Source organism: Candidatus Pelagibacter sp. PS_44, from assembly GCF_059417735.1.
This window is the reverse complement of the sequence record NZ_CM182063.1, coordinates 183,192-196,752: the sequence shown is the minus strand read 5'-3', so window position 1 is coordinate 196,752 and position 13,561 is coordinate 183,192. Positions and strand designations below refer to the sequence as shown.

The window sequence follows — 13,561 nt, the reverse complement described above, 5'->3', positions numbered from 1 at the left end:
TTCATATAATAATAATTATTAATATATGAAATTTTATCAATCAAAAATCAAAAAAGCGAAAAATTATCTTGATAATCATTATTGCATAGGTGTCCCTACAGAAACTGTCTATGGATTAGCAGCCAACGCATACTCTAATAATGCAGTTAAAAAGATATATAAATTGAAAAAAAGACCAAAATCTAACCCCTTAATTGTTCACTATCACAATATCAAAGACTTAAAAAAAGATTGTTTGTTAAATGATAGTTTTATCAAATTGTATAAAAAATTCTCTCCTGGGCCGATTACATATGTCTTAGATTTAAAAAAAAATTCCAAAATTTCTAAAATAGTCACTAACAAAAAATCTAATTTAGCAGTAAGATTTCCTAAACATAAAATCTTTAGAAAATTATTAAAAGAGCTTGATTACCCATTAGCTGCTCCTAGTGCAAACATTTCAACGAAAGTAAGTGCTGTGCAGAGTTCAGATATTGTAGAGGATTTTGGAAATAAAGTTAAATATATTTTAGATGGAGGTCAATGTAAAATAGGTATAGAATCAACAATAATTGATTTAAGAGATAAGCCAAAAATACTTAGATTAGGTGGTCTAGAAATTTCTAAAATAGAAAAAGTTTTATCTAAGAAAATTAAAATAAATATTAATCCTAAAAAAAAAATTTCTCCTGGCCAATCTAAAATTCACTATTCACCTGGTATTCCACTAAAAATGAATATTAAAAAAACTAAAATTGATGAGGCATATATTTTAATAAAAAAAAGAAAAAATCATTTATCTAATTATTTTTATCTGAGTAAAAAAGGAGATTTGAATGAAGCTACTAAAAACCTTTATTCCTGTTTAAGAAAAATAAAAAACAAAGGTTATAAATCAATAGCAGTAGAAAAAATTCCTAATGTGGCTCTTGGAAAAACAATTAATGACAGATTAATTCGAGCCTCTAAATTTTGATTAAAAAAAACCAATTGAACTAATCAATTTTTTAAAATTATATAAAAATAACATGATAGTTGATAAAATTAATTTTGAAGCTAAGCAAATGAGATTGTTGGTTTACTTTGACTAAATAGATGTAGTAAAATAACATCAATAATTGGTGCGCCTGCTAGGAGTCGAACCCAGAACCTCCTGATCCGAAGTCAGGCGCTCTATCCAGTTGAGCTACAAGCGCGTATAGTATTAATATTATATTTTATGGAAAAAAACATTAATTTAATAGTTAAAGAAGATGAAATCAACCTCAGGCTTGATGTATTTATTAATAAACGTGAAAATTTAATTAGCAGAACAAGAATTAAAAATTTAATACTGAAAGAAAAATTAAAGCTAAATAATAAGATTGTTAATAGCCCATCCAAAAAAGTACTAATTGGTGATAAAATAACCCTTCAAATTCCTGAACCAAAAGAAGCGTCTTTAAAACCTTATAATTTTAAATTAGAAATCATCTATGAAGATAGTGACCTTCTTGTAATAAATAAACCAGCTGGAATTATTATGCATCCAGGAGCAGGTAATTATGATGAGACAATTGTAAATGCTCTAATGCATTATAATAAAGACTCTTTATCTACAATTGGTGATGAACTGCGCCCTGGTATCGTTCATAGAATAGATAAGGACACTTCTGGATTAATTGTTATTGCAAAAAACAATGAAACACATGAAAATTTATCCCATCAATTTAGCGAACATTCAATTACCAGAGTTTACCAACTTTTAATCTGGGGGAAACTTAGACCTTCGTCTGGAAAAATTGATACGTTTATCACTCGAAGTTCGAAAAATAGACAAATGATGGAAGTAAGTAATTCTAAAGGTAAAAGAGCAATTACAAATTATAAAACTATTGAAGTTTTTGAAAATGACAAAACACCTACATTAAGTTTTGTTGAATGTAGATTAGAAACTGGACGCACACACCAAATAAGAGTTCACATGACTCACATGGGTAATAGCATTATGGGTGATGGTAAATATAAAAAAAAATATAAAAAACTTAAAAATATTGACACAAATTTAGAAAATTTAATTTGTAAATTAAACAGACAATTTCTACATGCTCAAACGTTGGGTTTTATTCACCCAAAAACTAATGAGGAGATGGTCTTTACCTCAATTTTGCCACAAGAACTTGAAAATATTCTAATATTGCTTAGAAATACTAGTAAATAAAGTCTTGAAATAATATCACGGTCAAATAAATAAATACTAATCATGAGCACTACTATGAATAACAACCTACCAACACTTTCTAACGAAGGTGGTCTATCCGCTTATCTTGAGCAGATTAAAAAGTTTCCTATGCTCGAAGCTGAAGAAGAATATATGTTAGCAAAAAATTGGAAGGCAACAGGAAATATAAAATCTGCAGAAAAGTTAGTAACAAGTCATCTTAGACTTGTTGCAAAAATTGCAATGGGATACCGAGGATATGGTCTTCCAGTAAATGAAATGATTTCTGAAGGAAATGTAGGATTAATGCAAGCTGTAAAGAAATTTGAACCAGAAAAAGGTTTTAGATTGGCAACATATGCAATGTGGTGGATCAAAGCATCTATACAAGAATATATATTAAGATCTTGGAGCCTAGTAAAAATAGGAACAACAACTGCTCAAAAAAAATTATTTTTTAATCTAAAAAAAATTAAAAATCAAATTGCACCTCAATCTCAGGGTGATTTAAGACCAGAACATGTAAATGAAATAGCAAATAAACTTGATGTTAGTAAAGATGAAGTAGTTTCAATGAATAGAAGACTGTCAGGTAAAGAATTTTCTCTTAATGCTCAAGTTGGTGAGGATGGAGATGAGTGGCAGGATTGGTTGGTTGATAAAGAATTAGATCATGATTTAAAATTTGCTCATCAAGAAGAGATGGTTCAAAGACAAGGTTTGTTAAAAGACTCTATGAAAATATTAAATGAAAGAGAAAGAGAAATTTTATATTCAAGAAGATTAAATGATGAACCTACTACACTGGAAGACTTAAGTAAAAAGTATAAAATTAGTAGAGAAAGAATTAGACAAATTGAGAATAAAGCTTTTGAGAAACTTCAAAAACACATGCTGTTATCTGCTAAATCAAAAAATTTGCTACCTGTTAATTAAACTTCAAAAGGATTTTCTAAAAGAATAGTGTCTTCTCGTTCAGGGCTTGTCGAAATACTTGAAACCTTAGTTCCAATAAAGTCCTCTAGCGCATAAATATATTTTTTTGCATTCTCGGGTAAAGCCTCAATATTTTTTATTCCTTGAGTAGCACTTTTCCATCCAGGAAAAGTTTTATAAATTGGTTTTATTTTTAGTTGATCTTCAACGGCTGCAGGCAAATAATCCATTCTTTTTCCATCCAATTCGTACTCAACACACATTTTAATTTCATCTAATTCGTCTAAAACATCTAATTTAGTCAGTGCAATACCATCTATTCCTGAAATTTTAATTGTTTGTCTTACTAAGACCCCATCAAACCAACCACATCTTCTTTTTCTGCTTGTAACAGTACCAAATTCTTTTCCTCTTGATCCAAGTAATTCTCCAATATCATCGGTTAACTCAGTGGGAAAAGGACCTTCACCTACTCTTGTTGTGTAAGCTTTAGTTATACCAAGAACATAATGAATAGAATTTGGTCCACAACCAGTTCCAGTCGCAGCACTAGAAGCTACAGTGTTAGAGGATGTTACAAAGGGATATGTTCCATGATCAACATCAAGTAAAATTCCTTGTGCGCCTTCAAATAATATTTTCTTTTTTTGTTTTTTGAATTCATCAATTCTAAGCCATACAGGCTGAGAAAACTTAAGTATTTCCGGTGCAATTTTTAACAAGTCCGCTTTGAGTTTATCTTTTTCAAAGATTCTCTTACCTAAGCCTTTTCTAATTGCATTGTGGTGTAAAAGTACAGTTTCTAATCTATGATCAAGATTACTCTCTGACAATAAATCCATAACTCGAATTGATCTTCTTCCAACTTTATCTTCATAAGCAGGGCCAATTCCTCTTCTTGTAGTTCCAATTTTTCCTTTTCCAGCAGCATCTTCTCTTATCTCATCCATTTCTCTGTGAAATGGTAAAATTAAATTAGCAGATTCTGAAATTATAAAATTATCTATATTAACCTCAACACCTTTAGATTTAATTTCTTTAATTTCCTCCAATAATGCCCAGGGATCAACAACAACTCCATTGCCAATAATTGAAATTTTATTTTTTCTTACAATTCCAGAAGGTAACAATCTTAACTTATACGTGACTCCATCTATAACTAAAGTATGCCCCGCATTATGTCCGCCTTGGAATCTAATTACAACATCTGCTTGGTCTGACAGCCAATCAACGATTTTTCCTTTACCTTCATCTCCCCACTGTGATCCAACAACTACAACGTTTCTCATTATCTAAATTCTTTTTCTATTGTTATCGAGCTTAAATGGTTAATCGGTCCATGGCCTTTACCAAAGTTAATCTTAGAATTAATTGAATTATTTACATACTTAGTTGCAAGCTCACAAGATTTCTTTAGTGTTTTTCCACATCCAAAAAATGAAGTAATAGCTGAAGATAAAGTGCAACCAGTTCCATGTGTATTATTAGTTGTAATTCGATTGTTTTTAAAAATCATAATCTCTTTTTTATTAACAAAAATATCTTGGACTATTTTAGAATTTAGATGCCCCCCTTTAATAAATACATTTTTAGCACCAAGGTTTAACAGCTTGCTTGCTGCATAAATCATATCTTCTTTACTTTTAATCTTTGTATTAGTTAAGATTTCTGCTTCAGGAATATTTGGAGTTATTAAACTAACTATTTTAATCAATTTATTTTTTAGTAATTTTATTGCTTCATTATCAATTAGCTTTGCACCTCCTTTGGCTACCATAACTGGATCTAAAATAATTTTATTAACTTTTATTATGTCTAAAGATTTAATAACAGACTTGATAACTTTAGAAGAGTGCAACATGCCAATCTTGATTGCATCAGGCCTAATATCTTTTGAAGTAAATTCTATTTGTTTAGATATTTCTTTTGGATTTATTGAGATTATTGATTTTACACCTGTAGTATTTTGAACTGTAACTGCTGTGATTGCTGTCATGGCATAAGATCCTAGAGCAGTGACTGTTTTAATATCAGCTTGAATGCCAGCTCCACCAGAAGAGTCCGATCCAGCAATTATCAATATTTTTGCTTTAGGTTTCAATTTATTTTATTTTTTTCCTAATAATTTCTAAACAATTCAGTAAAAGTTTTTTATTTATACCTTCTCCCATAATTCTTATTTTAGATTCTGTTCCTGACTTTCTAACTAGGATTCTTCCCTGATTTTTTATTAATTTTTCAGCTTTTTTAATAGAACTTCTTACATCGATATTATTTATTATATTTTTATCTTTTACTTCAATATTTTCTAGGATTTGTGGAGTTTTAATAAAAGTATTAAAAAAATTACTAGCCCTTTTCCCTTTTCTTAGAGAAAATAATACTTCTAAAGCAACCAACAAACCATCTCCTGTAGTTGCAAATTTTCCTAAAATAATATGACCTGATTGTTCACCTCCAAGATTAAAATTATATTTTTGCATTTTTTCTTTTACATATCTGTCCCCAACATTTGCTCTTATAAATTTTATATTCTTTCCTTTAAAAAATTTTTCTAAACCATAATTAGACATTAGAGTGCCTATCACACCTCCTTTTAGCATTTTTTTTTGTTTCCACCTAAGAGCTATTGCTGCAATTATTTGATCTCCATCAATGATATTACTTTTTTCATCACACAAAATAATTCTATCCGCATCGCCATCTAAAGAAATACCAAGGTGTGCTTTATATTTTTTTACTGCATTTTTAATTTTACTTGGATGTGTTGAACCACAATTTTTATTAATATTTAATCCATTTGGTTTTGCACCAATTGTAAACACTTTTGCTCCAAGGGATTTTAATAATTCTGGACCTGCTTTATAGCCAGCTCCATTTGCACAATCTATTACTATTCTTAAACCTATAAGGTTAAAATCCTTTGGAAAATTTTTTTTTAAAATTTTAATATATTCATCATTTGCTGTTTCCAGTCTTTTAACTCTCCCTAATTTTTGTGGTCGACTTAAATTGTTATCAATTTTTTTATCAATTAATTTTTCTATTTTTTTTTCAATTTTGTCAGATAATTTTAGACCATCTGGTCCAAATAATTTTAGACCATTGTCAGAATAAGGATTATGTGAAGCTGTTATCATAATACCCATATTAGCCTTCATTTTTCTTGTTAGCATTGCAAGACCATTCGTTGGTAAGGGACCCAAAGTATAAACATGCATGCCTGCTGAAGTTAACCCCGATACTAAAGCAGGCTCAAGTGTATAACCTGACAACCTAGTATCTTTTGCAATAATAGCTAATTGTTTTGTTTTTTTTTGAATTTTAAAATATGTTCCTGATGCTAATCCAAACTTGAAAAACATATCACCATTAATATTCTTGCTATTAACTAATCCTCTGATGCCATCTGTGCCAAAATATTTTTTTGTCATTAGTTTTGGATTATGTTTTTAAATACTTTTATACTTTGCATTAATTCCTTTACGTCGTGTATTCTCAAAATTTGCACCCCTTGTGAGGCTAAATAAAGAGACGAAGCAACTGTTCCTCCAGTTCTATTTTCTGTATCATTTATGCCAGCAATTTCTTTGATAAATCTTTTTTTTGACACACCCACTAATATAGGAAAACCAAGTGTATGAAAAATAGAAATATCCCTTATTAAATTCATATTATGTTTCAAATTTTTTCCAAAACCTATACCTGGATCAATTATAATATTATTATGTTTTATACCCTTCGTTCTTAACAGTTTTATTTTTTTTTCAAAAAAATCATAGATATCTAATAGTGCATTTTTATAGACTGGTTTAATTTGCATTGTTTCTGGTGTCCCTTGACAATGATGAATAACAAATGGCGTTTTATAATCTCTTAAGATCTCAATTGTTTTTTGATCATATTCTAGCCCTGAAATATCATTTATAATTTTAACTCCAAGTTTAATTCCTTTCTTCATTATTTCTGATTTTCTGGTATCTAATGATATTGGCAATTTTTTACTTATCTTCTTAATAGTATTTTCAATTCTTTTCCATTCTCTTGCATTGCTTACAGTTTGTGACCCTGGTCTTGTTGACTCACCGCCCACATCAATAATATTTGATCCAAATTTAAATAAATTCATAGCATGAGCCACACCTCTATTTTTTTTATTAAATCTTCCTCCATCAGAAAAACTATCTGGTGTTAAATTTAACACGCCCATTAAATTTGGAATATCATTTAAATTAAGATTGGCAAAATTTTTATTCTTTTTAGTAATTATGGAAAGATCTTTTGTAACTTTATTTCTTAAAAATTTTGGTAAATTCTTAACATTTTTTATCTGAATTGTTTTTTTTGAATTTCTAGAAATTATCTCAATTTCATTAAAGGAGATTTTATTATTTCCTCTTAATGGTAAGTTAATTTTTTTATTTACAAGATTAATTGATTTTTTTCCATGAGTAAAATTACACGCTCTTGTGTAATATTTTTTCATTAATTTTTAATGAACTATTTTTGGCTTAAGACCCATTGAGCTTAAAGCAGAATCTTTATCATCATCTTCCACTTTTAAATCTTCTTTGTTGCTTGGGTATATATTTTTATTTATTAGGTTGTCTATCTCTTCACCAGTTAATGTTTCATAAACTAAAAGTGCTTTTGCAATTTTATGAAGATCATCAACCTTAGTTGTTAATATTTCTTTTGCTTTATTGTACCCTTCATCAACTAGTTTTCTTATTTCTTTATCTATTTTTTGAGCAACAGCTTCTGACACACTTTGTGTTCTAGCTACTGATCTACCTAAAAAGACCTCTTCTTCATTTTCACCATATTCTACAGGTCCTAATTCTTCTGTCATTCCATATTTTGTTACCATTGCTCTAGCTAATTGTGTGGCTTGGTTTATGTCTGATCCAGCTCCACCGCCAGCTCCTGTTGAAATATTATCTTTTCCAAAAATTACTTCTTCAGCCACTCTTCCACCAAAACAAACAGCCATTCTAGCTTTTAAAAACTTAATTGAATACCCATGCTTGTCTCGTTCAGGTAAATTCATTACCATTCCTAAGGCTCTCCCTCTTGGTATGATTGTTGCTTTATGTATTGGATCATAGCCTTCCATATTAAAAGACACAAGTGCATGCCCACCTTCATGATAGGCTGTTAATTTTTTTTCATCCTCTGTCATAACCATTGATCTTCTTTCAGCACCCATCATTACTTTATCTTTGGCTTCTTCAAACTCATCAAGAGTTACTATTCTTTTATTTTTTCTAGCTGCTAATAAAGCTGACTCATTTACTAAATTTGCAAGATCAGCCCCTGAAAATCCTGGTGTTCCTCTTGCAATAGTTCTTAAGTTAACATCTGGAGCCATCTTTATTTTTTTAACATGCACTTTTAAAATTTTTTCTCTACCAATAATATCAGGATTTGAAACAACTACCTGTCTATCAAATCTTCCTGGTCTTAATAAGGCTGGATCTAAAACATCTGGTCTGTTTGTAGCCGCAATAATTATGACACCCTCGTTTGTGTCAAATCCATCCATTTCAACTAATAATTGGTTTAATGTTTGCTCTCTCTCGTCATTTCCACCGCCTAGACCAGCTCCTCTACTTCTTCCTACAGCATCTATTTCATCAATAAAGATTATACATGGGGAATGCTTCTTACCTTGTTCAAACATGTCCCTAACTCGTGATGCACCAACACCAACAAACATCTCTACAAAATCTGAACCTGAAATAGTAAAGAAAGGAACCCCAGCTTCTCCTGCTATAGCTCTTGCAAGTAATGTTTTTCCTGTACCCGGAGGACCAACCAACAAACACCCCCTAGGGATTTTACCTCCTAATTTACTAAATTTTTTTGGATCTTTTAAAAATTCTACAACTTCTACTACTTCTTCTTTTGCTTCTTCAACTCCAGCAACATCGTTAAAAGTAACTTTTCCTTTTAACTCATTCATCATTTTAGCTTTAGATTTACCGAAGCCCATTGCGCCACCTTTTCCACCTTGCATTTGTCTCATAAAAAAAATCCAAACAGCTATTAATAACAACATTGGAAACCAAGATAATAAAATACCAAAAAGCGATGGCATTTTATCTTCTATTGGAGCTGCAGAAATACTTACTCCTTTACTAGACAGTTTTTCAATTAAATTAGGATCATTAGGTGAATATGTTGAAAAAGAGTCTCCATTAGAAAAAACACCTTTTATATTGTTGCCCTGTATTTCAACTTTTACAACTCCACCATTTTCTACCTCAGTTAAAAATTCTGAAAATATAATTGAATTATTTGCACCCATGCTAGCCTGTGGGTTTTTAAACATATTGTAAAGTCCAATTGTTAGAAAAACAATTACAGCCCACATTGCTAAATTTTTCATGTTCATAACCTTAAGATAATAATTATTGCTAATTAAACAAGTGTCAAATTGTTACATAATTCAGACTTTATGCACACTTTCTCTGGATATTAATATAGTTTCGTTAATCCTTTCAATAAAACAGCCACCCAATGTTAACTTGGTAAAAGATTTTTGTTTAATGGCATTAATTACTTCATCAATACTTTTCCCCCTAACAGGATAATATTTTCTTCCAATAATTTGAATAATTTTTGTTAAAGATCTAAAAATTACCTCATGTGACTGATCAAAAAAAAATTTGTTTAAAATGTAAGTTTTATCTTTATTCAATAACTTTGAATTCTTATTTAAATTTCTATCCACATAAAATTTAATTGATCTATCTGAGTCTTTAAGATTATTAATGGTTAGTTCAAGCTTTTTAATATCCAAACCTTCTTTTTCTAAAGAGTGTAATAAGTTTCGAATTCTTGTTCTTTTATATTTTTCATCTTTATTAGATGGGTCATTAACATAAAAATTAAAAATAATTTTTGTGATATAAATTAAATCTTTTTTTTCTATATCAAGAAGTGGTCTTAAAATATTAATATTTTGATCTCTGTATTTACTAATTTTATTGAATGAAATTAATCCATTTAATCCACTTCCTCTAACTATTCTGATTAAAAAGTTTTCTAAAACATCATTTAAGTGATGTCCTAACAATAAGTGTTTTATATCTTTTTTTTTACACTGATTAATTAATAATGAATATCTTTTATTCCTTGCTATAGCTTGAATATTTTTAGTTGGTTTTTTTCCATTCCATTTTAAAATCTCACAATTTATATCAATGCTCTTTAAAAAATTTTTTATATTTGTGGCCTCTAAAGATGACTCTCTTCGAAGTCTATGATCAACAATAAAGTAATATATTTTTATATTTTTTTTAATAGCATAACATTTTGCTAAATATGCTAAAGCTAGACTATCTGGGCCTCCTGATACAGCCACGGCTAGGTTTTCTTCAACCTTCAAAGATGCTACAAACTTTTTATATATTCTAGAAATTTTTTTTTTATTTAAGTATTCAAGAATCTGACTACGTGTTTTGTTTTTCACACTCAAATTTTTTAGATTCATACTTAGCTTTTTGTAATACTGATTGATTGGCTTTAGGATATTGCTTTGCAACACCTTCAATCATCTTACATCCTTGTTCTTTTTCACCTATCTGTACCATTGATACACCAAGTTTTAATAAATTTATAGGAGCCTTCTCACCTTTTGGATATTTTTGATAACCTTCCAAATAAGCTGAGGCAGCATCTGTATAAAGCTGTCTAATTCTAAACGTTTCAGCATACCAATATTGTGCATTACCTGCTAAAACATTTTCTGGATTGGCTAATACAAACTCTCTAAAAGCTCGCTCAGCGGTATTATAATCTCCCACTTTTAAAAAACTTGTTGCAAACTCATATTGTTTTTCAGGTATATCATCTGGCAGTATTGTTTGTTCTGCCTGAAAAGTTTCTGTTACTATAGAAGAGGTTGTTTCAATAGATTGAATTTGTTGTGTGGTGTTTTTGTCTTCATTATCTTTATAAGAAATTGAACCCAAATCTTGTGGCTGTGAAGAGCCTGGTAAAACTTTTTCCACTGTTTCTTTTGGTCTAGATGTTAATTTTTGATTTACTTCTCCTGATGATAATGCATTTTCAATTTCTTGAAATCTTACTTGATTATCAGCTTGAACTTTAGAAAGTCTATTTGATAATTTATCAAGCTTAAAATTAATTTCTTCAAATTTGTTAGTTAATTCTTGAAACTGATTTTCAATATCTGATAGTTTTAGTAAATGTCTTGTTAAAACATCTTCCGAACTTTGATCAAAATTTTCTTGATTACTGAAGCTGCTTGTATTGATTGATCCTGAATAAACTGCCTTCTCAAGTGTTTTTAAATCTTTTTGAATTAGTTCTAATACTTCATTTAAATTATGATTATCAGCCAATGTAATATTTGAAAATAAAATAAATAAAGCTAGGGCCTTGATGTGAAATATTTTTTTATAACTTAACATAAAGTCTAATTTGTAATTATAATGATGGCAAAAAAAAGACCCTATTCACTAATTAAATAGTGATAGGGTCTTTTATAAATTAATTTATTTAACTAACTTAATTAGCTTTAACAGTAACCGATCTTCTGTTTTTTGACCAAGCTAATGGATTAGATCCAGAGTCTACAGGTCTTTCTTTACCATAACTTAATACTGAAATTCTGTCAGAAGAAATTCCATAAGTCATTAAATAATCTTTTGCTGAATTAGCTCTTCTTTCGCCTAATGCTAAGTTATACTCTCTTGTACCTCTTTCATCTGCGTGACCTTCTAATACAACATTAATATCTGAGTTTTTTCTTAACCATGCAGCTTGTTTTCTTAAAGTATCTCTTGAAGCTGTTGTAAGTACTGTTTCATTCGTTGCAAAGAAAACTCTGTCAGGAACACCTGAGGCTAAATATTCTACTGAATCTGTTCCCGTATAAACATCACCTTGAAGTTGACCTGTTGTTTTTTTAGTTGCACATGCTGATAGCACTAAACTTGCTATTAAAATCAAAAATGTATTTTTTAAAATCTTGCTTAAGTTCATTATTGCTCCTTAGTCCATTTATTGTAATTCGTTATTTTTTTCATATTTAATTAGACCTTTCAAGTTAAAAATCAAGCTTAATTACAGCTAATTCGTTAATAAAGATGACCAAGATGGGTCTGAAGCATCTGTTTCTGTTTCAATCAATCTTTCGTTATAACCTGTCAAATCTATAGACCACAATTTAGCAGAAAATCCCTCTCCTTTTGCGTTTGTTTTTGTTTCTCTATAAAATATTAATACTCTTCCATTTGGGGACCATGATGGTGCCTCTTGATAAAAATTTTCTGTTAATAATCTTTCACCACTTCCATCTGTTCTCATTACTCCAATATAAAATTTTCCTTTATGCAGCTTTGTAAATGCAATTAAATCTCCCCTTGGAGACCATACTGGCGTACCGTAAAGTCCGTTGCCAAAAGATATTCTTTTAACATTTTTTCCATTGCTTTCCATTATATAAATTTGTTGGTAACCGCTTCTATCAGAATTAAAAGTAATATATTTTCCATCTGGAGAATAAGAAGGGGAGGTATCAATTGAAGGATGATTTGTAATTCTTTCAACAATTCTATTCTCTAAATCCATTGTATAAATATCTGAATTTCCATCTTGAGCAAAACTCATTATAATTTTTTTAGCATCCGGAGAAAACCTTGGTGCAAATGTCATTCCTGGAAAATCTCCAACTACTTCTTGCATTCCCGTTTCAATATCTAGTAAATAAACTCTTGGTAAGTTTCTAAAATAAGAGAGATATGTAACCATTTGATTAGTTGGGCTAAATCTTGGTGTTAAAACTAACTCATTCCCTAGAGTTAAAAATTTATTATTAAAACCATCTTGATCCATAATGGCTAATTTCTTTATTCTATTAGTTTTTGGCCCCTCTTCCGCTACATAAATTATTCTTGTATCAAAATATCCTTTTTCACCTGTTAGACGCTCATAAACTTTATCTGTAATTATATGACCAACTCTTCTCCAATTACTTGGAACAGTAGTAAATGCTAATGCCATCATTTCTTTTCCAGCTAAAATATCCCACAGTCTAAATTCAACTCTTAATTTATCTTCTACAAAAGTTACTTTGCCAGTTATTAATGCTTGTGCTTTAATTAAATTCCAATCTTCAAATCTAGGTTTTAAATTTGCAATATCAGGTTTTTGAAGAAATGCATTTTTATCTAAAGGATTAAAAAGGCCTGTCTGTTTTAAATTATTTTCAACTATTAAAGATATTTCAGCTCCTAAATTTTCTTTTTTTAAAATTTTTTTAAAATTTTCTTTAGAATTATCATCAATTGAAAGTGGAGAAACAGCAACAGGAAGAGGGCTCAAGTTTCCTCTCGTAATATCAACTTCTATCAAAGCCATTGCTTTAATTGGAAATATGATCAGTAATATTAATAAATATCTATATAGCAT

12 protein-coding genes and 1 tRNA gene are annotated in these 13,561 nt (G+C 29.6%); 3 read left to right on the top strand and 10 right to left on the bottom strand.

Annotated elements, in window-relative coordinates; all coding sequences use genetic code 11:
- Positions 1-25 precede the first annotated feature (25 nt).
- The gene (locus AC5SLO_RS01075) at positions 26-958 is read left to right on the top strand and encodes an L-threonylcarbamoyladenylate synthase (RefSeq protein ID WP_494573360.1); all 933 of its coding nucleotides are present in this window, start codon (positions 26-28) and stop codon (positions 956-958) included.
- 143 nt (positions 959-1,101) lie between these two features.
- On the opposite strand, the gene AC5SLO_RS01070 is transcribed toward AC5SLO_RS01075, so the two are convergent.
- Positions 1,102-1,178: transfer RNA gene (locus tag AC5SLO_RS01070), tRNA-Arg, on the bottom strand.
- Between the two features lie 23 nt (positions 1,179-1,201).
- Here AC5SLO_RS01070 and AC5SLO_RS01065 point away from each other — a divergent pair.
- Together AC5SLO_RS01065 and rpoH are read left to right on the top strand one after the other, a co-directional pair.
- A complete protein-coding gene (locus AC5SLO_RS01065) occupies positions 1,202-2,182 on the top strand; it encodes an RluA family pseudouridine synthase (protein WP_494573359.1) in 981 nt (326 codons plus the stop codon).
- Positions 2,183-2,236: 54 nt separating this feature from the next.
- Positions 2,237-3,118, top strand: a complete 882-nt coding sequence (gene rpoH, locus AC5SLO_RS01060; RefSeq protein ID WP_494573358.1) for an RNA polymerase sigma factor RpoH — start codon at positions 2,237-2,239, stop codon at positions 3,116-3,118.
- Here the strand turns inward: rpoH and AC5SLO_RS01055 are convergent.
- The 9 genes from AC5SLO_RS01055 to tolB form a co-directional block, all read right to left on the bottom strand.
- Positions 3,115-4,407, bottom strand: coding sequence for an adenylosuccinate synthase (locus tag AC5SLO_RS01055; RefSeq protein WP_494573357.1), 1,293 nt, complete (start codon positions 4,405-4,407; stop codon positions 3,115-3,117). The genes rpoH and AC5SLO_RS01055 overlap by 4 nt on opposite strands.
- Positions 4,407-5,219 carry a bifunctional hydroxymethylpyrimidine kinase/phosphomethylpyrimidine kinase gene (thiD, locus tag AC5SLO_RS01050; protein WP_494573356.1) on the bottom strand — a complete coding sequence of 271 codons (813 nt, stop codon included), beginning with the start codon at positions 5,217-5,219 and terminating at the stop codon, positions 4,407-4,409. The genes AC5SLO_RS01055 and thiD overlap by 1 nt, the downstream gene beginning before the upstream one ends.
- Before the next feature lies 1 nt (position 5,220).
- Positions 5,221-6,552: a phosphoglucosamine mutase gene (glmM, locus tag AC5SLO_RS01045; protein ID WP_494573355.1), complete on the bottom strand. Its 1,332-nt coding sequence runs from the start codon at positions 6,550-6,552 to the stop codon at positions 5,221-5,223.
- Positions 6,552-7,604 carry a dihydropteroate synthase gene (gene folP / locus AC5SLO_RS01040; RefSeq protein ID WP_494573354.1) on the bottom strand — a complete coding sequence of 351 codons (1,053 nt, stop codon included), beginning with the start codon at positions 7,602-7,604 and terminating at the stop codon, positions 6,552-6,554. Before folP ends, glmM begins: the two co-directional genes overlap by 1 nt.
- 6 nt (positions 7,605-7,610) lie before the next feature.
- Positions 7,611-9,509: an ATP-dependent zinc metalloprotease FtsH gene (gene ftsH, locus AC5SLO_RS01035; RefSeq protein WP_494573353.1), complete on the bottom strand. Its 1,899-nt coding sequence runs from the start codon at positions 9,507-9,509 to the stop codon at positions 7,611-7,613.
- Between the two features lie 60 nt (positions 9,510-9,569).
- Positions 9,570-10,595 carry a tRNA lysidine(34) synthetase TilS gene (tilS, locus tag AC5SLO_RS01030; protein ID WP_494573352.1) on the bottom strand — a complete coding sequence of 342 codons (1,026 nt, stop codon included), beginning with the start codon at positions 10,593-10,595 and terminating at the stop codon, positions 9,570-9,572.
- Complete coding sequence (gene ybgF / locus AC5SLO_RS01025) at positions 10,576-11,559, bottom strand: tol-pal system protein YbgF (RefSeq protein ID WP_494573351.1); 984 nt, start codon at positions 11,557-11,559, stop codon at positions 10,576-10,578. Before ybgF ends, tilS begins: the two co-directional genes overlap by 20 nt.
- Before the next feature lie 97 nt (positions 11,560-11,656).
- Entirely contained in the window at positions 11,657-12,133 is a 477-nt protein-coding gene (gene pal, locus AC5SLO_RS01020) for a peptidoglycan-associated lipoprotein Pal (RefSeq protein ID WP_271516389.1), read from the bottom strand.
- A gap of 87 nt (positions 12,134-12,220) precedes the next feature.
- Positions 12,221-13,561 (bottom strand): Tol-Pal system beta propeller repeat protein TolB, encoded by a 1,341-nt coding sequence (gene tolB, locus AC5SLO_RS01015; protein WP_494573350.1) that lies wholly within the window; start codon positions 13,559-13,561, stop codon positions 12,221-12,223.

Bases quoted from the DNA above. Each gene is read 5' to 3' on its own strand.
- AC5SLO_RS01075 (WP_494573360.1), top strand. From the start codon at position 26: ATGAAATTTTATCAATCAAAAATCAAAAAAGCGAAAAATTATCTTGAT.
- pal (WP_271516389.1), bottom strand. From the start codon at position 12,133: ATGAACTTAAGCAAGATTTTAAAAAATACATTTTTGATTTTAATAGCA.
- ybgF (WP_494573351.1), bottom strand. From the start codon at position 11,559: ATGTTAAGTTATAAAAAAATATTTCACATCAAGGCCCTAGCTTTATTT.
- folP (WP_494573354.1), bottom strand. From the start codon at position 7,604: ATGAAAAAATATTACACAAGAGCGTGTAATTTTACTCATGGAAAAAAA.
- glmM (WP_494573355.1), bottom strand. From the start codon at position 6,552: ATGACAAAAAAATATTTTGGCACAGATGGCATCAGAGGATTAGTTAAT.
- tolB (WP_494573350.1), bottom strand. From the start codon at position 13,561: ATGCTATATAGATATTTATTAATATTACTGATCATATTTCCAATTAAA.
- AC5SLO_RS01055 (WP_494573357.1), bottom strand. From the start codon at position 4,407: ATGAGAAACGTTGTAGTTGTTGGATCACAGTGGGGAGATGAAGGTAAA.
- ftsH (WP_494573353.1), bottom strand. From the start codon at position 9,509: ATGAAAAATTTAGCAATGTGGGCTGTAATTGTTTTTCTAACAATTGGA.
- rpoH (WP_494573358.1), top strand. From the start codon at position 2,237: ATGAATAACAACCTACCAACACTTTCTAACGAAGGTGGTCTATCCGCT.
- AC5SLO_RS01065 (WP_494573359.1), top strand. From the start codon at position 1,202: ATGGAAAAAAACATTAATTTAATAGTTAAAGAAGATGAAATCAACCTC.